This window comes from Paenibacillus gyeongsangnamensis, from assembly GCF_027533625.1.
Classification (GTDB): Bacteria; Bacillota; Bacilli; order Paenibacillales; family NBRC-103111; genus Paenibacillus_G; species Paenibacillus_G gyeongsangnamensis.
Window position 1 is genome coordinate 67,431 of sequence record NZ_JAQAGZ010000004.1, and the last position, 22,475, is coordinate 89,905.

Sequence of the window (22,475 nt, forward strand, 5' to 3'; positions counted from 1 at the left end):
CTCATGTACTTACTAAAGTTGTAGAAATTCCCAATTGATTTAAAGCAGCTATTGTATCGTCCGGTGCTTTACTGTCAGTAATGACATGATGAATTTTATCCAATGTGGCTACAAACGCTTTATTGACCCTTCCGAATTTACTGTGATCCGTGACGAGTACGACTTTAGACGAGTTCTCAATCATCTTCGCTTTAATGCTAGCCGCTGATAAATACGGATCCGTTATCCCATGTTTTAAGTCTATTCCGGAGGTTCCTAAAAAACATAGATTTCCTCTGAACTGAGAGATCATCATTTCAGCCAATGGTCCAACGATACTCTCGACCGGGCTTATTTCTTTGATCGTTCCACCGCAGATGACAACGGAAATATCTTTTTTTCGAATGAATTTATAGGCAATTTCTATGCTGTTTGTTACGATCGAGATGTTTGAAAATGAAACCAATAACTCAGCAATTTGATTATTAGTTGAACCGGAATCAATAAATATCGTGTCTCCTTCTCGAACCATGGAAACCGCGGCTTGAGCAATGGCCCTTTTATGGTTTAAGAATGGATCGCTGCTTCCTGCTGCCCCCGTTTCACGCTGATCCTGAAAATCCGCTAATGGAAGAATAGCACCTCCATTTACCCTTTTGATCAATCCTGCTTTCTCCAACTCCACAAGGTCACGACGAATCGTAGCCGGAGATGCGTCCAACTGACTGCATAATTCTTCCACTTTCATAAACACCTTCGTCTTTAGAAGGATTACGATTTCTTGGCGTCTTTTCTTAGCCACACGTTTCATTCCTTTTATTAGCACCTTAATTACCTATATTAAATATACATGGTTTTTAGAAGAAAGGGAACCATTATGACACTCAAATGATTGATATTATTAAATACAGCCTAGTATTTCGAAATATATTGATCATAATCAATCATTTTGATTATATATTAACAATTAATTTACAACCGGATGACATATAATTAACAATATCTCGTTATGATAACTAAGAAACTATTAATCGAGAAACGACGGTGAACAGTTATGAGTACCATCAATCATGAAACGACCATCACTTTTTTAGGAACCTCTACGGCACTCCCTGATGCTGGAAGCGATACGGCCAGCTTGTTAATTAACCGAAAATACTTGGTTGACACAGGATGGTCCGTAGTTTCGAATCTTCGCAAACAAGGCGTGGATCCTACCGAAATTGAATATCTCTTCTTTACTCACATGCACCATGATCATTATTTGTCATTGCCTTCGCTCCTATTTTATTTCTTGATGAAAAGAAAGAATTTAGCGGATTTGAAAATTATCGGTCCAATTGAAGATTTAGAACGTGTTGTGAAGCTCTCCATGAATTTATTGCAAGCCGACCGTTTTTATAGCGGAAAAGGAATGCCGACACTTATCCCCCTTCAACCGGGAGAACCGTACGAGGACGAAGTCTTTACATTGCATACCTGCGAGACGGTCCATCCAGTACAAGGCTTATGCTATCGTTTCACAGACAAGCTTACGGGAAAAGTATTTTCATTTACCGGAGATACGGCGTATCATCCTCCGATGGCAGATCACGTAAGAGGAAGCTCGATTCTCATTACCGAAGCCTCTTTGGGGCCTGTAGCGGCGGACATGAATCATAATCCGGCCCTTCATTCGGGAGCTGTAGATGCTGCCCGCATGGCGGAAGCCGCAGAAGTGGATAAGCTTTTTCTGGTGCATGGCCCCTTAAGCAAAGCGGATGCCTGCGTCGAAGCGGCCAAGCAGGTTTTTTCCAAACCGGTTGAATGGCCGAAAGACGGTCAAACCATTACACTTTAATTCACATTTTATCAGAGGAGGGCCTTACATTGAGCGAGAAAGAAATGAATATCACCCGCAGAGACCTTTTAATCAAAGGCGTACAGATGGCCGGAGGAATAGCAGCTCTAACATCTATGGGTGGGCTTCTTAGTGCATGTGCAAAAGTAGTCACTAATAACAACGGAACTGTTACAGGACTCATATTCCAAACTTGGACATCAGACGCCAAAGAAGTAATCGATACTCAAATTGCCCAATTTAAAAAGATTAATCCGAATTTAAACGTTTCTTTGCAAATTTTATCGTACGACGATTACTGGAAGAAGCTCCCGATCAGCATCAGCGGAGGTACAGGACCGGATTTGTTCATTATGACAAGACCGAATTTTGAAACCTTTGCCAAGTCGAACCAGGCGGCCAACATTACGCAAGAGGTCAAGAATTCGGCTAAGCTGCAGGAGAACTTGGCGAATATGAATAGCGTCTTTGTTCAAACCTACCAATTTAAAGGGGAAACTCGGGGAATTCCGTTCGGAGTCGATTGCACCGGTATTGTTTATAATAAAACCTTGATTCAAAAAGAAGGCCTGAAGCTTCCCTCTGAAATGGAAAAGACATGGTCCTGGAACGAACTAAGAGATTATGCCGTCAAATTGACCAAGCGATCCGGCGATCAAATTACCCAATACGGATACTTCGTTTCGACAAACCGAATGCCGACCTTTGAGTATATTTGGTCCAACGGCGGGGAGCTGTTTAATCCGGCCGGCGATCAATGTACTATTGCGAGCAAGGAAGCCATTCAAGCCATTCAGTTTTATGCGGACCTGATGCTGAAGGATAAGGTATCGCCGACCCCCGATTTTACGAAAAGCCAAAGCTCGGACGATCTCTTCATGTCCGGTAAAATCGTGATGATGAATGCAGGAAACTGGACCATGGCCAAATACCGTGGAATTAAAGATTTCGAGTGGGACGTTGCGGAGCTCCCAAGCTCCCCCAATACAGGAAAGAAATTCGTCTCCTCCAACGTTCTCGGCTATATTGTAGGACCGAATACCAAAGCCAAGAAGGAAATCATTGCACTCCTGGAGCAGCTTACAACCAAGGAATCACAGCAGGTTTATGCAGAGAAAGGCGTCTATATCCCTACCCGCACCGATGCACAAGAGCCTTTCTTTAACTCGGATACACCTAAAAATCTCAAAGCTTTTCAACGGGCGCTAAGCTACTCCAAGCCGATGGCACTCAGCGAATGGGTTTCTTATCCTGAGGTTCTGCGAATTACCGGTAATGCGATGGAACAAATATTAAGCGGCAAAGTACCGGTTGAGCAAGGAATGAAAAGTGCCGAGGATGAGATCAATAAAATCATCAAAGAAAATAAAGCCAAAGGATAGTGAGAAATGAAACCTGTTCTTGAAGCCCAATCCGGTTTGGCCAAAGCAAGAAACAGGAGAAGATTCAGGGAAACGGTCACAGGCTGGCTTATGGCCTCTCCCTGGATTATCGGATTCCTTCTCTTCACTTTGATTCCGATTATTATGTCGTTTGTGCTTAGTTTCATGGACTGGAATCTGCTTTCGCCTCCCAAGTTTATCGGATTGGACAATTATAAAAAAATGCTTGTTCAAGAGCCTCAGGTTTGGAAGTCGGTATGGATAACGACGTATTATTCGATCGTTTCCGTCCCCCTTCACTTGGGCTTGGGATTCCTTCTGGCCCTGCTGTTAAACAGGAATATCAAAGGACTCTCCTTCTGGAGGTCCATTTATTTCCTTCCTACGGTCATTAGCGGAGTAGCCGTTTCTTTGCTATGGCAATGGTTGTTCAGTAAGGATTTCGGCCTGTTCAATTATATTTCGAAGTCAGTTCTTCATATGGGGGCCGTTAATTGGTTGGGCGACGAACATACGGTCATTCCGAGCCTCATCTTTATGAGTCTATGGACAGTTGGAGGAAGCATGATCACCAATTTGGCCGGTCTGCAGAACATCCCGACCGCCCTATATGAATCGGCTGATGTAGACGGTGCAGGCAGAATCAAGCAGATGATTCATATTACGATTCCGATGATGACACCGATCATTTTTTTAAATCTTGTCACCGGGCTAATCCAATCCTTTCAGACCTTTACCAATGCGTATGTGATGACCGGCGGAGGCCCCAATAAGGCAAGTTTGTTTTATATGCTTTATTTATATACGACGGCCTTTGAGGATTTCAAAATGGGTTATGCTTCATCACTGGCCTGGATGCTGTTTTTGTATATTTTGATATTAACCTTAATCGTGTTTATTTCGGGGAGATACTGGGTTCATTATGAAGGAGGGGACGGTCACAAATGACAAGAAAACAATCAAAGGCCGTGATGGATGTTTTGACCTATACCATTATTGGTCTTGGTGCACTTGTGATCCTGCTTCCTCTCATCTGGATGCTGTCGACTGCGTTAAAAGAAAACGCACAGATTTTTAAATTTCCGCCGGAGTTGATCCCTTCTCCCTTCAACTGGGGTAATTTCGCTCAGGCCCTAACGTATCAGAGCCTGCCGTTTCCCCTTTTTTATTTGAACAGCATTACCGTTACCGTCTTATCCACCATGGGATCACTTATGGCTTCCTCGATTGTGGCTTTTGCGTTTTCCAGAATCCGTTGGGCGGGCCGCGATGTTTTGTTTATCATCGTCATAGCGACCATGATGCTGCCCAGAGAAGTCATTATTGTTCCTGAATTCATTCTATTTAAAACCTTCGGCTGGGTGGATACCTTTTTACCGCTCATCGTTCCGTCCTTTTTTGGAAATGCGTTTTACATTTTCCTGCTTAGACAATATATGAGGACGATATCGCCCGAACTCGATCAGGCCGCCCGAATGGACGGATGCGGAACCTGGAAGGTTTTTTATAAAATCATATTGCCGCAGTGTAAACCTGCTTTACTAACGGTCATGCTCTTTTCCATTCAAAGCCATTGGAATGAATTTATCGGTCCGCTGATTTATCTAAACAATACCGAAAATTTCACCGTAAGCCTCGGATTAAGCATGTTTAGCGGACAATATGGCACACAGTGGGGATTACTCATGGCCGCTTCCCTTTTGGCGATGCTTCCAATCATCATTTTGTTTGCTGTAGCCCAAAGGTACTTTATTCAAGGCGTTGTTATTACGGGCGTGAAATAGCGCGGCTTGGTTCAACAGGAGGAATGTCATTTTGCGTATTGCCGTTATAGGGGATTTTCACATTCAAAAAAGCGAGCTTGAGCTAACTGAAGCCGCTATGGAGGATCTGGCCGCCTGCAATCCGGACCTCGTTGTTCCACTCGGGGACTTCGGCAGTAATGATCAAATCGGCGGTGTGGAAGGACTGCATCAAGCCTATCATTACTTGCGTCACATCAGCTCTCCTTTACGCCCGATCTTGGGCAATCACGATCTGCAGCGAGAATCCGGCGCAGGTAAACAAATGAAAGGGACCATAGAAAAAGCATTTTTGGAGCTATACGGCCTGGAATCTGCTTACGGTGTCATCGAGCAGGAGGATTACCGGTTGTTTTTTATCAGTACGGAGCCCCAACCTCCGGAAAGCTGCTATCAAGTGCAGGAATGCTTTGTTTCAGATGAACAGTTCGATTGGTTTCAGAAGGCATTAGCTGAAAAGCCGGGCATTCCTTGCATCATTTTCACTCATGCCCCTCCTATTGGATGTGGCTTGCGGACGGTACCGGCTGTACATGTCAGGGCCACGAATGCGTATTTGGATCAAAATCACGATCCCTACCGCTGGCTGAAGCTGATACAAACCACACCGGAGATTGTTGCCTGGTTCTCAGCACATTATCACTTAGGACATGGGCATCCGGATTCCAGCTCTTTTAAATACGGGACCCGCTTTTTCACCACAGGCGTTCACGGAACCGTGACTCGAGATGGACATAGACAATCCCGAATCATCAATGTAGAAAAAGACAAGTTCGAAATCTTTACCATGGATCATGATTCACGTAAGCTTCATTTGGTTGCCGATTGGAGCGGAGGCTCCCTTTCCGGACTGGTCGAGGATAAACAAAAGCTGCTCCGAGAACCGGCGGCATCCAGCGATGAGGAAGATGAACTCCGTTGCCTATATTCATGTTCGGTAGGAACCGCAGCTACGATATTAAAACAGATCCGTTCCATTACCCCGAACCGCAGTCTTATCTTGACCGATGACGGATATTTGTGGGAGGCGGACCCCGCGGTGGATGCCGTACTGGGAAGCCTGCACCTTGGAACACCGTTGATTGGGATCGCTGTATCTGAGGATGGTGTATGGCGGGCATGGAATGATCTCCTCCTAAGAAGCGATACCAACGACTTAGGGCGATTTCAAAGGGATGCTTCCGTAGAAACACCGGGACCTCGTCTTACCTTCGATACAAACATTACTTGTCTCTGTTCCCGATCCGGCGGCGGCGTTTGGGTAGGGTGTGAAGACCGGTTGTATGAAATTTGGTCTGACGATTCGACCTCCGCCGCCGGATCGAACCTTCGTCCTGTATTAACTCTTCATGAGAAGAAGATTGCACAGCTTTTCGAATATGATGGGGGCCTGATCTTGTTAACGGAAAATCGGCAGTTGTACCGATGGGATCGAAAACAACCTCCGATTTTGGAATGTGCTCATGTCTATGCTTGGGATACCCATGGGCAAGAGGAAGCCGGCATTATTAAGGAATCCGGCAAGGTTCACTTAGTCTATAAAGATTCCATAGGTATTTGGAAAAAGGCCCTTATACAGAATCAAAGTCTGGATCCAGCTTGTACCGATGTTGTATGCTTAGGACAGAGAACCTCGCTTCTATTAATCAACGGACAAGCGATTCTATGGAACGTGGATGAAGAACAGCTTCTTTATTTAGAAACAGGGAGCGCTAACGTTACGGCCATATCGCGAAATAGTAAAAGTGCGCCAAGCACATTTTGTCTAAGTCTTGACTCTGGAGGAAACGGACTTCCTCAATTACAAATCTGGCATTATAAAAGGAGCTGCTAATCGTGGGAGCCATATCACCGATGCATATTGTTTTGATCGCCGTTGTTGCTCTTCTTATTTTCGGACCAAGCAAACTTCCCGAACTAGGTAGAGGTGTCGGCAAAATGTTCAGGGAATTTAAGGACGTTACCACCGGTAACGATTCCAAAGAAACCAATAACAAGCAAGAAATTATCATTGCTGATGCAGAAGTAAGAAAATGATATGGTTAGTGCAAAGAAGCTGCCGCGGCATTGTGATGCCACGGCAGCTTCTCTTCTAACCGGAAAATAATTATTTTTTCGACGGCCATATTTTGATCTCATGAAGCAAGGAAGGTTATTCCCTGGTTACAGGAATGGTGATATACTCTTACAAGCTAGTCTATAGAGAGAATCATTACCCGGATAGAAAGAGGAATCGATAACATGAAAGCTCCCAATTCCGCTTCCCACTCGCAGCCGAAAAAGAACGAGCGTTTCCCGCTCTCGCTGCTGTGTCTTACCATCGGAGCCTTTGCCATCGGCATGACGGAGTTTATCATTATGGGACTTCTGCCTAATGTGGCCGAGGATCTGCATGTCACGATTCCGCAAGCCGGACAGCTTATTACGAGCTATGCCCTGGGAGTCGCCGTAGGGGCGCCGGTGCTCACGATTTTAACCTACCGTATTCCACAAAAGAAGCTGCTGCTCCTTCTCATGTGCATCTTCATTGCAGGCAACGCCCTGTCGGCTGCGGCGCCAACCTATCATCTGCTGATAGCCGCCCGTATCCTGACGGCCTTTGCCCACGGGACGTTCCTTGGCGTCGGCTCCGTTATCGCAGCCCGGCTCGTCAGGCCGGAGAAGCGGGCGAGTGCCGTGTCGATGGTGCTCGCCGGTCTAACGATAGCCAATATCGTCGGCGTTCCGTTCGGCACTTTCATAGGCCAGCAGTTGGGCTGGAGAGCCTCGTTCGAGACAATCACGCTGCTCGGTATCGTCTCCCTCATCGGAATCATCATCTTCATCCCGACGATCAGGCAAGACCAGCCGTCCAGCTTGGCCCAGGAAATCCGCGGACTCATGAACCCGCAGGTGCTGCTTATATTATTCATCGGCGCGCTCGGCTGCGGAAGCCTCTTCTCCGTATTCACTTACATTACGCCGATGCTCGAGTCAATCAGCGGATTCCCGGAGCACAGCGTCACGTGGATCCTTGTATTGTTCGGCTTCGGCGTAACCATCGGCAATATCGTCGGCGGCAAGCTGGCGGACTGGAAGCTGATGCCGTCGTTAATGGCCAACTTCGCCATCTTGGCGGTTATCCTGACGATTCTTACCGTGACGCTGCCGAATCCGGTCCTGGCCGTCGTTACCGTCTTCTGCTGGGGTGTGGCCGCCTTCGGCATCATGCCTGGCATTCAGCTGCGCATCATGAATTTGGCCCATGAAGCGCCGGTGCTTGCCGCCACCTCGAGCCACTCCGTGTTGAATCTCGGCAATGCGGGAGGCGCCTATCTCGGAGGTCTTGCGATCACTTATACAGGGCTCGCCTCGGTGCCGTGGCTGTCTGCCGTCTTGGCGTCGCTCGCTCTCGCCGGGGTGATGTTCAGCTATGCTTGGGAGCGCAGGCTGCTCCGAGCTGCTTCCATATCCGGCAAAATCTGACCGGTTTGCCGGCTCCGGGCGATGAGATAATTCCTGAATACCTGGAATGGTCGCGCGTACGGAAATCATGACGCTCGGGGGAGGAGCCGCCACTAGCGGCTCCTCCCCCGAGCGATGCATCTTCAGCGTTTCTAGCTTCGTATCAGCTTCGCATGGCCGAACTGTATCGCGAAGGTTTCGGGACAATCCGGCTTCAATAAGATCCCCTTCAGCCGGTTTCCTTCAAAGCTTCGGCCATTGATCAGATCAGCCTCGTGCGGGAACACCAGCTCCACCTCTTGTGCTCGTCACTTCGATACCTCCGCGCGCCAAGAGCGGCCCGGCACATCCTTGCTCCCACCGCTTGGGCAGTGCGGGCAGAATCGTAATCTGTCCCGGTCTGGAGAACATCAGCATCTCTTGAACCGCCGCGCTCCAGCCCATATTCGCATCGATCTGGAAAGGCGCCTGCCCCCCTCCTTGCACGCCGATCCCCATATCTCTCCAATCGTTGTGAAGCGTGAAGAAGTTATTGATGACACAGGAGCGGCTCAAATGACGGAGACATTCCTCGGCCAATTCGCCTTCTCCCATGCGGGCGTACACGGAGGACATATGCGCGAGCGACCATCCGGTCTGCTCCCGAATTCCGATGACAAGACGCTTTTTGATGGCGGTGACGAATGCTTGGAACAGGTCGGGATCCTCATCCTTCGCCACCTCGATGCCCGGGAAAATGCCGTATAAATGCGATTGATGCCTGTGATGGTAATTGTCGTTATAGAACGGATGCATCCATTCGCGCACCGCGCCGTCTTCATTCAACTGATACGGAGGGATCCGCGACAGCATCGTTTCCCACTTGGCGATTTCGTCCGTATACATTCCAGCAGCCGTCGCGCCTTCCACTAGATTGGTCAACACTTCCTTCGCGATGGCAAAGTCCATCGTCGCGTTCATGGTCGTTCCCATCGAAGCGCCCTTGCCATGAGCGTCCAAATAATTGCCCGGCGTATTCTCTGGGGAGTTGGAGGGACTGCTCACGAAATAGCCCTTCTCATCCAGCGTGAAGAAGCTTTCGTAGAAGCGGGCCGTCTCCATCAGGAACGGCAGCACCCGGTCGCGCAGGAAATCCTGATCGCCTGTATGCAAATAATAATCGTAATAGTGCTGGGCAATCCACCCGGCCCCGCCGGTCCAATGAATGATATGCGGCAAAGCATGTTTGAGCAGTCCCGATCCGGGCACCGTCGGCGCAGGGATGTAGATCCCTGCGCAGCCGTACAGCTGTCTGGCATTCTTGCGGAAATCGTCCAGCATCCCGTCGAAATAATCGAATACCGTGAGCATTAGCTCGGGCATGTTACCCGATAACGCCTGCCAATAAATCATTTGCAGGTTTTCGTTGGACATGTTGAACGCCCACATGGCGTTATACTCTCCGCACCACAGTCCGTACAAGTGGCAAGGATGGCCCCCTTCCCGCGAGCTGGAAATAAGAAGGTAGCGGCCATATGCCCACATTTTCTCCACCATGGCCAGCGGCATGACCCCATTATAGGCTTTCAAAAGCAGCTCTTCATTGGACAGCACGCGTTCGGCAGGATCCGCTCCGAGATCCAGCTCCATCGTTTGGAACAAAGAGCCGTGCAGCTTCGCATGAGAGGCAAGCAGGCGGTCATAGTCCAAATCCGCCATGTCTAAGGATTCGGCGAGCCGTGTCCAATCCTTCTTCCTCTCCCCTTTGACGAAAAGCTTGAGACATACGAGAATGGAATCCGCTCCTTGAGCGGATATCGCTCCTTCAACATGCTCTATACTTCCTCCGTGATGGATAACCTTGGCGACCGCGCCGAAATCGGTTCCGTCGTCATTCTCTGCCGCGTAGAAGAGATAAGACCCTTCACCGCGTTGCTCCACGTTGACCGGCAGCGGAATCGCTTGCGGTTGCCCTCCTTTCGGATAGCGGATATCCCTGATATCGTGAATATCCAGCTGAATGGCTGCGCTTACAGAGGCAAGCTTGTCAGCCCGGATTTCGTATACGATCATGTCATCGGAACGCGAGACGAACAGCGCCCTTTCATACCGAATCTCGCCATCCAGCCAGATGACCTTAATCTCTCCGGTTTCCATATGCAGCGAACGACTGTAATCCAGAAAGGCATTCTTCCCCGGCATGGTCACCTTAAGGTCGCCTAACGGCAGCGGAGAGGCAATCTTCGGCTCGTATCCCTTGTACTTCAGCTCATTCGCTAGCAGCCGGTCCGCTTCCTTGGCTCTTCCTTCCAGCAGCAGCTTCCTCACTTCCGGCAGCTTGCCGCTCACATCGGGCAGCTCCGGCGTTCGCCCCATAAACCATAGGTCCTCATGGTTGAGCAGGATGGTTTCGGTGCAGACACCGCCGTAAACGCCCGCCCCGATCGTGCCGTTGCCTGCAGGCAGTGCATCCTTCCATTTGCCTGCGAACCAGGAAGCGGGGTATTGCAGCGTAAGGACATGGCTTGCTTTCAAAGAGTTCACTCTCCTTGTTTTGCATCGGTTACATTTTACGTTTCCGGAAACGTTCTCGAAATTAATATAACATGCTTCCATTGTTTGTCAACCGTGTTTTTCCATGGTTCTCCCCTCGTAACCAAGTTCGTTGACAAACGTTTGCAGCTTGCTTTACCATGATCATAGCTCGTTAGCATTTCAATAAACGTTTCCGACGAAGGTGATCGAAGTGGCTACATTACAAGACGTTGCAACCAAAGCAGGAGTATCCCGCGTTACCGTATCCAAGGTAATCAACAACTATGATACCGTCTCCGCCTCTACGCGAAACAAAGTGCTTAGGGCCCTCGAAGAGCTGAACATCCCCGTCGGTGAGCTTAAACGGAACAAGGAGAGCTCCATGACGGTCGGCGTGCTTATGCCGATGGGACGAACCGAAGGCGGCCGCAACCATTTCAGCATGGATATCTTGGCCGGCGCGGAGAGCAAGGCTTTCGAGAAAGATTACTTCATGATCATCGGGAATACCGGGGCGAGCCGGGATCGCGAAGCCAAGGTCGTATCGAGGATGCTCCAGCGCGAGGTTGACGGCCTTGTGCTGCTAAGCACGAGCGGCGAGCAGTATGCGGATCACCTCGATTTCTTGTTAAAAAGTCAAGTGCCGATCGTATTGATAGACCAGAAGCTGCAGCAAATCCCCGCTCATGTCGTCCGGGGCGACAATTTCGCCGGTGCCATGCTGCTGACCGAGCATTTGATTTCCCTGGGTCATAAGGATATCGCCATCCTCACGCTCGAAACGATACACTCAACCTACGCCGACCGGCTGAACGGTTACCGGATGGCGCTGATGAAGAGCAGCATCACGGTACCGGACTCTTATACGCAAATTCTTTCTAACCGGGAGGCCTCCTACCTCGCTGCTCAGCATCTGCTGCAGAGCGAGTCCAAGCCGACCGCGTTATTCGTTGCACAGCCTTCGCTGCTGCCCGGGGTGCTGAAAGCCGTTCAGAGCCTGGGACTGCGCATTCCCGAACAGCTCAGTATCGTCGTGTTCGACGATCAGTACGCTTCCCTTCCGGAGGAGTATCACCGTTTCTTCACAACCATTAACCAATCCGCAGGCCTGATCGGCAGCATGGCCATGGAAATTTTGTTCCAGCATCTGGCCGACCCTTCGCTTCCCTATCAGGAAATCGTTCTCCCCGGCGCGCTCCGGATCAACAGATCCACAGGCCCAGCCCCTTCCATTTAAATAAGCGGCAAAGCAAGCCCAAAAACCTTCGCCCACCGGCGAAGGTTTTTGGTTTTCATTGAAGGCTGGTACGCTTAAGACCCCGTCGAACGGTAATGCCTCACCCCGATCTGCCAGACAAGTAAGCAAGGAACCAGAAACAAGGCGCCTGCCAGCGGCATCAGCATGTACAGCACATCGCTGCCTTCCGCTTTTCCCAGCAAATGCATTAAGGGCAAGTAGCTGACACAGCCGAAAGGAATGATGAAGGTGAAAAACACTGTCACCCATCGTTGATATATATTCAGCGGATATTGCGCCATCTCCCGTCCGCCGTCGGTCAAAATATTCGCAATCTCGAGCCCTTGAATCGTCCAAAAGCATAGTGTGGCGGTTAACATGAAGATGCCGGTGAAAATCAGTGTCCCGCAGAGGATCATTAGTACGAGCGTGACCGCTTTCGGAACATTCCATACGATGGGAAGCTGGCTTAAAGACCAGCAAAGCACGATCAAGCTTTGAATCAGACGGCCGAGCCGGGTAAACTCGAACTTCGAGCCAAGCACCTGTACGATTGTGCTGCGAGGACGAACCAGCAGTCGGTCGAAGTCGCCTCCGGCAACCAGACTGGAGAACAGATCGAAGCCCCTGGAGAAGCATTCGCTGAGGGAATAGGCCATTCCGATGATGGAGAAGCAGAGCGCTACCTCAAAGAAGCCCCAGCCCTGAAGCTGCCCAAAGCGTTCGAACTTAAAGTAGATCGCTGCCAGGATGGAGAACGGAATGAAGAATTGGCCGAAAGTGAGCAGCCAGAAGGAAGTGCGGTACTGGAGCTGGGATTTAAAAATGATCGATAAATATTTGAAATAGAGCTTCATTCGATCAGCCTCCTTGCACGACGATTTGGCGCAGCGCCCTACGCATCAGCCACCAGCCGAGGCCGATCAACACCGCGATCCACATCAGCTGGATCAGGATATCCCACAGCGCGTCCGATTGCGGGATTTGCCCTGAATAGACGCGGAACGGCAGGTCTGCCGCCCAGCGGAAGGGCAGCGCGTAAGCGATGTGCTGAACCCAGTCAGGCATCAATGGAATGGGAATAATGAGCCCCGCCATGAATTCTCCTACCACCGCGATCATCAGGACCGAACCCGTAGGCGACATGGTCCAAAAGACGGAAATGTGAATCAGCATGGAAATCGCGACCACGAGCAGCAGTCCCAGGAATAGCGTGATGAGGAACAACCCGAGCGCGGCGGGCGACGGCGGCAAGCTCATCCGGTAAGGCTGCGGAAGGAAGAACGCTACGATGAGAATCGGAAAGCAGCGCAGAATCGCGCTGGACAGGCGTGAAGCCAGCATCTTGGCGTACCAGAACGAATAGATGCTGCACGGACGGCACAGCTCGTAGGCAATATTGCCGCTGGTGATCAGCTGGAAGATCTCGTTATCCCGGATGTACAGCATAATAAATGCCAGAAATACCTGCTGAAGCCAGATATAGACAACAATATCCTTTAAGGAAATCGGCTGGTTGCCCGTCCCTTGGCTGTAGAATGCCACATAGATCATGATGAAGATGAAGCCGAAAAACAGCTGCGTCGCCATCCCCGCCAAGGCCGCCGCCCGGTACTGCAGGCCGTTCAAGAACCGGAGGCGCAGCACGGAAACATAGGGCTTCATATTTGATGCTCCTTATACAGCTGCACGATTAATTCTTCCACCGGCTTCGTTTCAACCGCAACGTCGACGAGGTCCACCTGCTCGGCCAAGCTGGAGATGACGCTTGCGATAAGCACCTGTTCCGTATCGACGCTGTAGACTGCCCGCTCCGGAGACCAGGAAAGCCGCGCCGCACCGGGGATATCGACCGGAGCCGCATGCTCGCGGAAGTCCGCCGTTATCGTCCGCTGCGTCCCGAACCGGCGCCGCAGCTCGCCCAGCGAGCCGTCGTACAGTAATGTTCCTTTGCCGATCATAAGAATCCTGTCGGCCAGCGCCTCGATATCGCTCATGTCGTGCGTCGTAAGGATGACCGTAACGCCCTTCTCCTTATTGATCGTCTTGATAAACTGCCTCACGGCTATTTTGCTGACGGCATCCAGCCCGATTGTAGGTTCGTCGAGGAACAGCACCTTGGGTCCGTGCAGAAGCGAGGCCGCGATTTCACAGCGCATACGCTGACCGAGGCTTAATTGTCTCACCGGCGTTTGCAGCAAGTCGCCAAGCTCCAGCGTCTCGGTCAGGAGGCTCAGATTCGATTGATAATCGGCCGGAGGAATGCGGTAAATATCCCGCAGCAGCTCGTACGAATCGATGACGGGTACGTCCCACCAGAGCTGGGAGCGTTGTCCGAATACGACGCCGATATGCTGCACGTAAGCCTTTCTTTCCTTCCACGGAGTAAAGCCCATAATGGAGCAGGCCCCTCTATCCGGCACCAGAATGCCGCTCATGACCTTGATGGTGGTCGATTTTCCCGCTCCGTTCGGCCCGATATAGCCGACGATTTCGCCTTCGTTGACCGTGAACGAAATATCATGAAGCGCTTCCACAATCGTATGCTCACGTACGAAAAACGATTTAACCGCCTGCCCCAATCCTCCGGACCGTTTGGCCACCTTGAACGATTTATGAATGCCTTGAAGCGCGATCATACGTTCACCCTCCCTTCGCGAACTGCATCCCTAGTACCTCGATTTATCATTGGCTACCTCCTCATTCATTAGTGCCTAAAAAATATATCCAAAATTCCAAAAAAAGTATAGACTTATAATTCTCTCCGAGTTATAATACTATTATAGAGGTCGAGAGCATCTAGGTTTAGTTAAAATTTATCAAAAATCAACAAACGACATGTTTATGTCGTTTTTTTATTTGCTAGAGTACGTTTTTCACCGCTTACGCATTAAAAGGACTGCAACTTTCTTTATCAAGAAAAGCTGCAGCAACCGGAGAGCCGGTGCGGATATTAATTGCGGATACGGGCCGGCTCCGGGAACCCGACGCGCCGGATCCAGTCCTCCGCCACTGCAACCGCTTCCATTTTTGAAGCGCCGAGATGACGTACAATCGCTTCCGTGAGCTGTGTCCCGACCGTCAGCACCGGATTCAGCGAGGTCATCGGTTCCTGGAAGATCATGGACATTCGGCGTCCCCGAACCCGGGCCATTTGCCGCTTGTTCAACCCAACCAGATTCGTGCCGCAAAACCGGACCTCTCCCCCGGCAATGGCGACGGAACGAGGCAGAAGCTGCATAATCGATAAAGACGTCATGCTCTTGCCGCTTCCGGATTCGCCGACGAGCGCTACAACCTCCTTCGTCCCGATCGCAAAATCAATGCTGTCAACCAAGATCAGCTCCCTATGCTTGTCCTTTACAACCGTTCTAAACGATTTGACTTCCAAGACTGCCTCGGACAATGGAACCACCCTCACTTCATGTTCTTTGCAAAGTTGCTAATTTTTACATCTTGCATTTGTTATTTTATGGGTAAATTGACTAGCTTGTCATCAAAAATTTTTATTTTTGTTAAAATGACCTGGTATTACGGGATAATCGCTGTTCTTTTGCATCGTTGTAAGGATTTAATTACCAGTTATTTATACCGTATGAACCATCGTACGAATGGCCGGGAGCCCCTTTGCCTGCTGAGCGTGAGGAAGGCGTTGATACAGGGTTCCAAGCCCTGCATTACCTATGGCTGATGGCGAAGAAAAATAAGATAAAGGTGAGTTTAGGTAAAACATGAGGAGAACTTTGTATTAATTCGTTATAAAAGGAATTATATGGTTTACTCCCTGCCTTATGTCTGATAAAATACGAACGTCTGGTCGGAAAATGAAAGGAGATAAGATCATGTCCATACTGGAGAAGCTTCCGCCCTCCGTCGCTGCAAAGACGCCGGAGACGCCCCTGTTCACGGCTATGGCGGACGTGAATGAAGATGGCCAGCTCGGCGAACGTTGGCTTGTCGTTACGGAAGATGATGTATGCGTCTTCAAGCCGGACGGAGAGCAGCGCTGCCGCATCCCCATCCGGCAAACGAGCGATTGCCGAATCGTCTCCGCGATCGGCGGCGGCACCTTGACGGCCGATACACCGGAAGGACCGGTGGCGCTCGTCCGTTTCACTTCCAGTCATGCAGGCAAATTCGGTTTCGCCGCCAAGCTCGTTAAAGCGCTTGCAGACGGTGAAACCGCACCTACTCCTTCGGTGAAGGATCTGCCGCGGCGATGCTCCAGCTGCGGAACTCCGCTGCTTGAAGGCACGGAGGTGTGCTCCGTGTGCACGGACAAAGGCAAAGTAGCCGCAAGATTGCTCAAGTATGCCAAGCCTTACCGCACGCAGATGGCGACGGCAGCGCTCATGCTGATAGCGGCTACTCTGATGGAGCTCGTGCCCCCTTATTTGACCAAGGTCATCGTGGATGATGTGCTCCAGCCGAAGAACATCGGCTACGCGCTGCTCTGGTTCGTCCTTGGTCTCGCTGCCACCCGCATCGTACTCTCTTCCATGCAAACTTTGCGCGGGTATGTCGGCGTCTGGGTCGGCGGAAAGCTAATGGGCGATATCCGCAAGGATATTTACACCTCGCTGATGCGCCTGTCGCTTGGCTTCTTCGACCGGAGACAAACCTCCCAGTTCATCGGGCGGGTTAACAGTGACGCCGAAGCGATGAGGCAGTTCCTGACGGACGGCGTGATGTGGATTTCCGGTCAAGTGCTTATGCTGGCTGCAATCATCACGATGCTGATCAGCCTGAACTGGAAGCTGGCGGTATATGCCGTCGTCCCTACCCCGCTCATCGTGATCGCCTCCTTAATCATCTGGCCGACGATTCGCGCCCGCTGGTACCGGCATTGGCGGGCCATCAACCGGCTGAACATGCTGGTGGGAGACGCACTTCAGGGGATTAGAGTCGTGAAAGCGTTCGGCCAGGAACCGGCGGAAATGTCCCGTTACGCCGACGCCAACAAAGAGCTCGTCGTTCAAAACATACGCGCCGACGGAATGTGGCAGGGAGTATTTCCCTTGTTCGCGCTCATATCCACCTCGGGCGCTATCCTGGTCTGGTATTTCGGCGGCTGGATGGTACTCCGGGATGAAATCTCCCTGGGTACGTTAATGGCCTTTACCGCATACCTGGGTATGTTCTTCGGACCGCTGCAGTGGTTCAGCCAAGCGCTCAATTGGACCAGCCGGGCTATGGCCTCCGCAGACCGCGTCTTTGAAATTATGGACACCCCGTCAGATGTACCTGACGACATCGAGCCGGTGCCGATGGATCGGGTCCGGGGCAAGGTCGTGCTTCATCAGATATCATACGGCTATGAAGCGCATCATCCCGTGTTGAAGAATATCGATCTATCCGTCGAACCCGGGGAAATGATCGGTCTGGTCGGCCACTCAGGAGCAGGCAAATCCACGCTAATTAACATGATCTGCCGGTTCTACGACCCGAATCAGGGCCATATCAGCATCGACGGCATTCCGCTCAAAAAAATCAAGCAGGAGGACCTGCGCAAACAAATCGGCGTCGTCCTCCAGGAAACCTTCCTGTTCGACGGTACGATCACGGAGAATATCGCCTATTCCAAGCCGGATGCGACGCCGGAGGAGATCATGCGGGCCGCGAAGATCGCGAACGCCCATGACTTTATCGTGCAGCTGCCGGACGGCTACGATACCCGTGTCGGCGAACGCGGACACCGGCTGTCCGGCGGAGAGAAGCAGCGGATTGCCATTGCCCGGGCGATCGTGCACAATCCGCGGATTCTGATTCTCGACGAAGCGACCGCCTCCGTCGACACCGAAACGGAAAGACAAATTCAAGAAGCGATTTCCCGTCTTGTGAAAGGCCGCACCACCTTCGCGATCGCACACAGGCTGTCCACCCTGCGGAATGCGGACCGGCTTGTCGTGCTCGATAAGGGGCAAATCGCGGAAATGGGCACGCACGAGGAGCTGCTGGATAAGAAGGGCGCATACTATAAGCTGGTGGAAGCGCAGCGGGAAGTATCCAAAATCCGGGGGGTGCAGGGCTGATGCTGCAGGATCCGTATGAAATCACGATGCTGGAGGCGGAGGATGTTTGGCTGCACCGGAATGCCGGAGGCATTTTGCAAGCGACTATAAGAGGCATTGATTACAACGAGGTGCACCTGTACCGTTGTTATCCGTTCTCGAAGCCGGACGAGTATATCTCCATCCGCAAGCCTGGCGGAGAAGAAATCGGAATTATGCGTCGTTTGGAGGATCTGGAGTCGACAAGCCGGCAGGAAGCGAGGCGTGAGTTGAATCTGCGTTACCTCATCCCCCGCATCACGCATATCGAGAAAATTGTACAAAATCCGGCGCTGTGGATTTGGAAGGTGGATACGACACTGGGAGCCATGACGTTAGCTCTGCGCAACCTGCACGAGCACCTTCAATCCCCTGCACCCGGGCGTTATTTGATCTCGGATATCGAAGGACGCCGGTGTGAAATACCGAATATCGACGAGCTCGATCCGCACAGCCGCAAGCAATGGAATAAGATTTTATAGCAATGCCATCCCCGCCGCAGGCCTTCCTGCGGTTTTTTTCATTCCATGCTGCACCGACTTCCCCTTGGGCGCATACAATGACATTCCTTAGACATTCATTCGGGCTCAGCCCTTCAGCTTCTTCATAGGGCCCCGTAAGGAGGAAGATCAGGTGATCGTACAAATTCTATTGTGGCTGGTGATAGCCGCGCTTTTCGTGGCAGGATGCACGGTGGAGGACCGCAAGACACTGGAAACGCCGGCAAACCCGTCCGGGTTCGAGAACGGATAAGATGGATTTAATCGTATTGATGCTTACATACCTAGTACTTTCATGGAGTGCAGCGGCGTTCCAATCAGGAAATCATATGTATTTAGGACAACTCGCTGTACGTTAAACGATCTCAGCAAGCTATCGGTAAGTGAAGTATTCGCATCGTTACTCTTGTCATAATTCGATCACGAACAGCGGGTACGGCGAGGTGCAAGGGGACTCGGCTTCTTCATCTTCGTCATCTTCTTCATCTTTTTATTCGCGGTCTGGGTATTCCTCGTGATCGTGAAACTGGCAAACGTGTTAGATTGAGCGGCATCGCCGACTTGCCCGCCGCCCGCACCGCTTGTAGTCGTACTCGACGATTTCGGCGCGATCTGCCCCACGTTCCCGAAAATAACCGTTCCACTGACATTCGTTAGCGTGATCGGAGCATTGATGATCGTGGACATCTTGTAAACCCCCGTTTTCGTATTTTTTAGATTCTAGATTATATTATTCATGCTCAAGTCATTTGGAAGGGACAAACACGGACTAGATTCAACCCAGAATAAACGGCTACGCCGTCCTTGTCTTACAAGGACCAGCGCGTTTATCAAGGTTGATAGCTATAAGTTGCGAAAAACTTATAAATTCTTAGCAACTTAAATAGCCTGCCATTGCGGCAGGCTGTCTTGATTGGTATCGATTAGAACAGCAAATCAAGCCATTCGTCCTTCGTAACCGGGCCAAAATAATAGGCAAGGTCCGTTGTCTCAAGAATATGGGCGATCGACGGATGATCATACTTGACTCCGATAAGCTTCGCCGTGAACTCCTCTACATCTCCTACGCCGAAGAAATCGCCGTACACGGCTGCTGCGCGGATGCAGCCTTCGCTCACATCCAGACGCACATCGAAGGTTCCCGCCGTCAGCCGCTTGACCATGTGTACGTTAAACGCCGGCGACTGTCCGTAATTCCAATCCCAGCTGCGGTATCGTTCCTCCGCTAATCGGCGTACGGCTTCCCATTCGCTGTCGTTCAGCTTATATTCCGCAGGCTCCGCTCCTTCGAAGATCGAATGAAGCAGATGCGCCTTGAACTCGCCGATCGTCATCGGAGCTTGCAGGAACTCGGAGATGTTGGCTACTCTGCTGCGCACCGACTTGATCCCTTTGGACTGAATCTTCAGCGGATGCACATTCAGCGCCGAAGCGATATGCTCCATCTCCGAGGAGAAGAGAAGCGTTCCGTGAGTGAACATGCGCCCCTTCGTAGCGAACTGGGCGTTGCCGGATATTTTGCGTTCCCCGACCTGAATATCGTTGCGTCCGGTCAGCTCGGCCTGAATGCCAAGCCGGTGCAGCGCCTTGATGACGGGCTCGGTGAACTTGCGGTAGTTGCTGAACGACTTGCCGTCGTCTCTCGTAATGAAGCTGAAGTTCAAATTGCCGAGATCGTGATATACCGCTCCGCCACCCGATAATCGGCGTACGACGTGAATGCCCTTCTCCCGAACGTATTCCTGGTTGACCTCTTCGGCGGTGTTTTGGTTTTTGCCGATAATAATCGAAGGCTCGTTGATATAGAAAAGCAAATAATCATGCTCGGCCGGAAGCTGCCGAAGGGAGAATTCCTCCAAAGCCAAATTGAGAGCGGGGTCCGTTATTCCCCGATTATCGATAAATAGCATAGTACCTGTCCTTTCGGCGATCTCGTTGTTCTCCGCTCATTATATCATACCGAAAATCTGGAGCCGAAGCTTCTACGGCCCTTACTTTGGGCCAATCCTGCATTGACAGCCAGTGCTTCATGAGAAAAGCGTCCATACGATACTGCGAGACCCTCGTTAGCGGCCGAGGAAAGAGATAGTTCGAACATTGATACTAACTATCATTTTAGTCAAACTCTCCATGGACGGATAGTAAACCAGTTGTGATAAGGTATCATTAAACGAACTTACTATAAGGAGAACCGACAAGTGAGTATGGATCTAAGGGAATGGATCATCGAAGCGGATATTACAAGTATGCAAACGGCAATGGAAAAAGGCATTATCACCTCGGAAGAACTAGTTCAAGTATATTTAGAACGAATAGATAAGTACGATGCAATCATTCATTCCATATTGGAAATAAATCCAGATGCTGTACAAATCGCAAGAGCGTTAGACAAAGAACGTAAAGAACAAGGTAGTCGTGGAAGACTGCACGGTATTCCCATTTTATTGAAGGATAATATAGATACAGAGGATAAAATCCATACGAGTGCGGGTTCTGTGGCATTAGCCGAATCGTTTGCAAAAACGGATTCATTCGTAGCGTCAAGGCTTCGTTCAGCAGGTGCCGTCCTTCTTGGGAAAGCGAACATGACGGAATGGTCCAATTTTATGTCCAGCAAAATGCCGGCGGGGTATAGCTCACGGGGAGGACTTGTTCTAAATCCATATGGTCCCGGTGAGTATTTTATTAGCGGGTCCAGCTCCGGCTCTGCGGCAGCGGTAGCAGCAAACTTGGCGGCGGCAGCGATCGGAACGGAGACGGCAGGATCTATCGTTGGTCCTGCAAGTCAAAACTTGCTTGTAGGTATCAAACCAACAGTTGGATTAATCAGCCGGTCCGGGATTATCCCTATTTCTTTTAGCCAAGACACTCCCGGACCTTTAGCTAGAACGGTTTCAGATGCCGCTATTCTTTTGGGCGCATTAACTGGAGTTGACCATCGGGATTCTGCCACACTATCGAGCGAGAATCGTTCTTTTGCAGATTATGCTCCATTTTTGGAGACAAACTTTTTAAGTCACGCCAGAATTGGCATACCAAGGCATTATTATAAAGATTTAGATAAGGAAAGACTTTCCATTATGGAAGATGTGATAGCGACCTTGAAAAACAAAGGAGCCACAATCATAGATCCTGTCAACCTGCATGTAGAACAGAACAGTTGGAATAATGATGTGATCTGCTATGAGTTTAAGGAAGGTTTGAATCATTATTTATCACAATTATCTGATTCCGTACCGGTTCATTCCCTGAAAGAATTGATCGAATTCAATCAACAACACGACGAGACCGCTTTAAAATATGGGCAGGACACGCTGATAAGGTCAGAAGTAACCACATTAACGGAACAAACCTATTTGCAGAAGAAACAAGAATATAAGGAATTGGCACTTAAAGAAGGAATAGATTATGTTATAAATCAGTTTCAGTTAGACGCATTAATGTTACCTGGAGATATAGATGGCATGTATATTGCCGCAAGACTCGGATACCCCCTAATCTGTGTTCCTGCAGGCTACTCATCTGACGGTGTGATGGATTTGGACGGAGATTCAACCAAAGGACCTTTTGGCTTCGTCTTCTCGGGTAAAGCATTTAGTGAACCGACGTTGATCAAAATAGCGTATGGATATGAACAAGCTACACTTAAAAGGTTTCCTCCTCCATTAGATTCGGATCAAGATCATGACTGACTTGTGTCAATTCCAGCAGCAGTTGCCGGATCGTG

At 50.2% G+C, this 22,475-nt stretch carries 19 protein-coding genes; 11 read left to right on the forward strand and 8 right to left on the reverse strand.

The genetic code is table 11. The features are described 5' to 3' along the window. Position 1: 1 nt before the first annotated feature. Complete coding sequence (locus tag O9H85_RS07035) at positions 2-790, reverse strand: DeoR/GlpR family DNA-binding transcription regulator (RefSeq protein WP_269880599.1); 789 nt, start codon at positions 788-790, stop codon at positions 2-4. Positions 791-1,033: 243 nt separating this feature from the next. Here O9H85_RS07035 and O9H85_RS07040 point away from each other — a divergent pair, with 243 nt between their 5' ends. The 7 genes from O9H85_RS07040 to O9H85_RS07070 all read left to right on the forward strand — a co-directional run bounded on the left by O9H85_RS07040 (position 1,034) and on the right by O9H85_RS07070 (position 8,468). Next, a complete protein-coding gene (locus O9H85_RS07040) occupies positions 1,034-1,819 on the forward strand; it encodes an MBL fold metallo-hydrolase (protein ID WP_269880600.1) in 786 nt (261 codons plus the stop codon). 29 nt (positions 1,820-1,848) lie between these two features. Continuing rightward, positions 1,849-3,201 carry an ABC transporter substrate-binding protein gene (locus tag O9H85_RS07045; protein WP_269880601.1) on the forward strand — a complete coding sequence of 451 codons (1,353 nt, stop codon included), beginning with the start codon at positions 1,849-1,851 and terminating at the stop codon, positions 3,199-3,201. A 6-nt stretch (positions 3,202-3,207) separates the two neighbouring features. After that, positions 3,208-4,149, forward strand: a complete 942-nt coding sequence (locus tag O9H85_RS07050) for a carbohydrate ABC transporter permease (RefSeq protein WP_269880602.1) — start codon at positions 3,208-3,210, stop codon at positions 4,147-4,149. After that, positions 4,146-4,985 carry a carbohydrate ABC transporter permease gene (locus O9H85_RS07055; RefSeq protein ID WP_269880603.1) on the forward strand — a complete coding sequence of 280 codons (840 nt, stop codon included), beginning with the start codon at positions 4,146-4,148 and terminating at the stop codon, positions 4,983-4,985. Before O9H85_RS07050 ends, O9H85_RS07055 begins: the two co-directional genes overlap by 4 nt. Before the next feature lie 31 nt (positions 4,986-5,016). Continuing rightward, the gene (locus tag O9H85_RS07060) at positions 5,017-6,837 is read left to right on the forward strand and encodes a metallophosphoesterase family protein (protein ID WP_269880604.1); all 1,821 of its coding nucleotides are present in this window, start codon (positions 5,017-5,019) and stop codon (positions 6,835-6,837) included. A gap of 2 nt (positions 6,838-6,839) precedes the next feature. Then, entirely contained in the window at positions 6,840-7,040 is a 201-nt protein-coding gene (tatA, locus tag O9H85_RS07065) for a twin-arginine translocase TatA/TatE family subunit (protein ID WP_269880605.1), read from the forward strand. Positions 7,041-7,244: 204 nt separating this feature from the next. Beyond that, positions 7,245-8,468, forward strand: coding sequence for an MFS transporter (locus tag O9H85_RS07070; RefSeq protein ID WP_269880606.1), 1,224 nt, complete (start codon positions 7,245-7,247; stop codon positions 8,466-8,468). A gap of 246 nt (positions 8,469-8,714) precedes the next feature. On the opposite strand, the gene O9H85_RS07075 is transcribed toward O9H85_RS07070, so the two are convergent. Beyond that, the gene (locus O9H85_RS07075) at positions 8,715-10,961 is read right to left on the reverse strand and encodes a glycosyl hydrolase family 95 catalytic domain-containing protein (protein WP_269880607.1); all 2,247 of its coding nucleotides are present in this window, start codon (positions 10,959-10,961) and stop codon (positions 8,715-8,717) included. 211 nt (positions 10,962-11,172) lie between these two features. Between O9H85_RS07075 and O9H85_RS07080 the strand changes: the two genes are divergently transcribed. Next, the gene (locus tag O9H85_RS07080) at positions 11,173-12,198 is read left to right on the forward strand and encodes a LacI family DNA-binding transcriptional regulator (RefSeq protein ID WP_269880608.1); all 1,026 of its coding nucleotides are present in this window, start codon (positions 11,173-11,175) and stop codon (positions 12,196-12,198) included. 74 nt (positions 12,199-12,272) lie between these two features. Here the strand turns inward: O9H85_RS07080 and O9H85_RS07085 are convergent, their stop codons facing one another. From O9H85_RS07085 to O9H85_RS07100, 4 genes are all read right to left on the reverse strand, one after another. After that, positions 12,273-13,055 carry an ABC transporter permease gene (locus O9H85_RS07085; protein ID WP_269880609.1) on the reverse strand — a complete coding sequence of 261 codons (783 nt, stop codon included), beginning with the start codon at positions 13,053-13,055 and terminating at the stop codon, positions 12,273-12,275. A 4-nt stretch (positions 13,056-13,059) separates the two neighbouring features. Beyond that, a complete protein-coding gene (locus O9H85_RS07090) occupies positions 13,060-13,863 on the reverse strand; it encodes an ABC transporter permease (protein ID WP_269880610.1) in 804 nt (267 codons plus the stop codon). Then, the gene (locus O9H85_RS07095; protein ID WP_269880611.1) at positions 13,860-14,837 is read right to left on the reverse strand and encodes an ABC transporter ATP-binding protein; all 978 of its coding nucleotides are present in this window, start codon (positions 14,835-14,837) and stop codon (positions 13,860-13,862) included. The genes O9H85_RS07090 and O9H85_RS07095 overlap by 4 nt, the downstream gene beginning before the upstream one ends. 314 nt (positions 14,838-15,151) lie before the next feature. Then, positions 15,152-15,604 (reverse strand): ATP-binding cassette domain-containing protein, encoded by a 453-nt coding sequence (locus O9H85_RS07100; RefSeq protein WP_269880612.1) that lies wholly within the window; start codon positions 15,602-15,604, stop codon positions 15,152-15,154. A 436-nt stretch (positions 15,605-16,040) separates the two neighbouring features. Between O9H85_RS07100 and O9H85_RS07105 the strand changes: the two genes are divergently transcribed. Both O9H85_RS07105 and O9H85_RS07110 read left to right on the forward strand, forming a co-directional pair. Beyond that, the gene (locus tag O9H85_RS07105; protein ID WP_269880613.1) at positions 16,041-18,230 is read left to right on the forward strand and encodes an ABC transporter ATP-binding protein; all 2,190 of its coding nucleotides are present in this window, start codon (positions 16,041-16,043) and stop codon (positions 18,228-18,230) included. Beyond that, positions 18,230-18,730 carry a DUF1854 domain-containing protein gene (locus O9H85_RS07110; protein WP_269880614.1) on the forward strand — a complete coding sequence of 167 codons (501 nt, stop codon included), beginning with the start codon at positions 18,230-18,232 and terminating at the stop codon, positions 18,728-18,730. The genes O9H85_RS07105 and O9H85_RS07110 overlap by 1 nt, the downstream gene beginning before the upstream one ends. A 438-nt stretch (positions 18,731-19,168) precedes the next feature. Here O9H85_RS07110 and O9H85_RS07115 read toward each other — a convergent pair whose 3' ends face one another. Together O9H85_RS07115 and O9H85_RS07120 are read right to left on the reverse strand one after the other, a co-directional pair. Then, positions 19,169-19,435: a spore germination protein gene (locus O9H85_RS07115; protein ID WP_269880615.1), complete on the reverse strand. Its 267-nt coding sequence runs from the start codon at positions 19,433-19,435 to the stop codon at positions 19,169-19,171. Positions 19,436-19,671: 236 nt separating this feature from the next. Beyond that, the gene (locus O9H85_RS07120; protein WP_269880616.1) at positions 19,672-20,658 is read right to left on the reverse strand and encodes a lipoate--protein ligase; all 987 of its coding nucleotides are present in this window, start codon (positions 20,656-20,658) and stop codon (positions 19,672-19,674) included. A gap of 294 nt (positions 20,659-20,952) precedes the next feature. On the opposite strand from O9H85_RS07120, the gene O9H85_RS07125 reads away from it, so the two are divergent. After that, on the forward strand, positions 20,953-22,440 hold the full coding sequence (locus tag O9H85_RS07125; protein WP_269880939.1) for an amidase family protein: 1,488 nt from the start codon (positions 20,953-20,955) through the stop codon (positions 22,438-22,440). Positions 22,441-22,475: the final 35 nt, after the last annotated feature.

Coding starts and splice junctions, on each gene's coding strand:
- O9H85_RS07035 (WP_269880599.1), bottom strand. CDS start 790: ATGAAACGTGTGGCTAAGAAAAGACGCCAAGAAATCGTAATCCTTCTA.
- O9H85_RS07040 (WP_269880600.1), top strand. CDS start 1,034: ATGAGTACCATCAATCATGAAACGACCATCACTTTTTTAGGAACCTCT.
- O9H85_RS07050 (WP_269880602.1), top strand. CDS start 3,208: ATGAAACCTGTTCTTGAAGCCCAATCCGGTTTGGCCAAAGCAAGAAAC.
- O9H85_RS07055 (WP_269880603.1), top strand. CDS start 4,146: ATGACAAGAAAACAATCAAAGGCCGTGATGGATGTTTTGACCTATACC.
- O9H85_RS07070 (WP_269880606.1), top strand. CDS start 7,245: ATGAAAGCTCCCAATTCCGCTTCCCACTCGCAGCCGAAAAAGAACGAG.
- O9H85_RS07085 (WP_269880609.1), bottom strand. CDS start 13,055: ATGAAGCTCTATTTCAAATATTTATCGATCATTTTTAAATCCCAGCTC.
- O9H85_RS07090 (WP_269880610.1), bottom strand. CDS start 13,863: ATGAAGCCCTATGTTTCCGTGCTGCGCCTCCGGTTCTTGAACGGCCTG.
- O9H85_RS07095 (WP_269880611.1), bottom strand. CDS start 14,837: ATGATCGCGCTTCAAGGCATTCATAAATCGTTCAAGGTGGCCAAACGG.
- O9H85_RS07105 (WP_269880613.1), top strand. CDS start 16,041: ATGTCCATACTGGAGAAGCTTCCGCCCTCCGTCGCTGCAAAGACGCCG.
- O9H85_RS07110 (WP_269880614.1), top strand. CDS start 18,230: ATGCTGCAGGATCCGTATGAAATCACGATGCTGGAGGCGGAGGATGTT.
- O9H85_RS07115 (WP_269880615.1), bottom strand. CDS start 19,435: ATGTCCACGATCATCAATGCTCCGATCACGCTAACGAATGTCAGTGGA.
- O9H85_RS07120 (WP_269880616.1), bottom strand. CDS start 20,658: ATGCTATTTATCGATAATCGGGGAATAACGGACCCCGCTCTCAATTTG.
- O9H85_RS07125 (WP_269880939.1), top strand. CDS start 20,953: ATGGATCTAAGGGAATGGATCATCGAAGCGGATATTACAAGTATGCAA.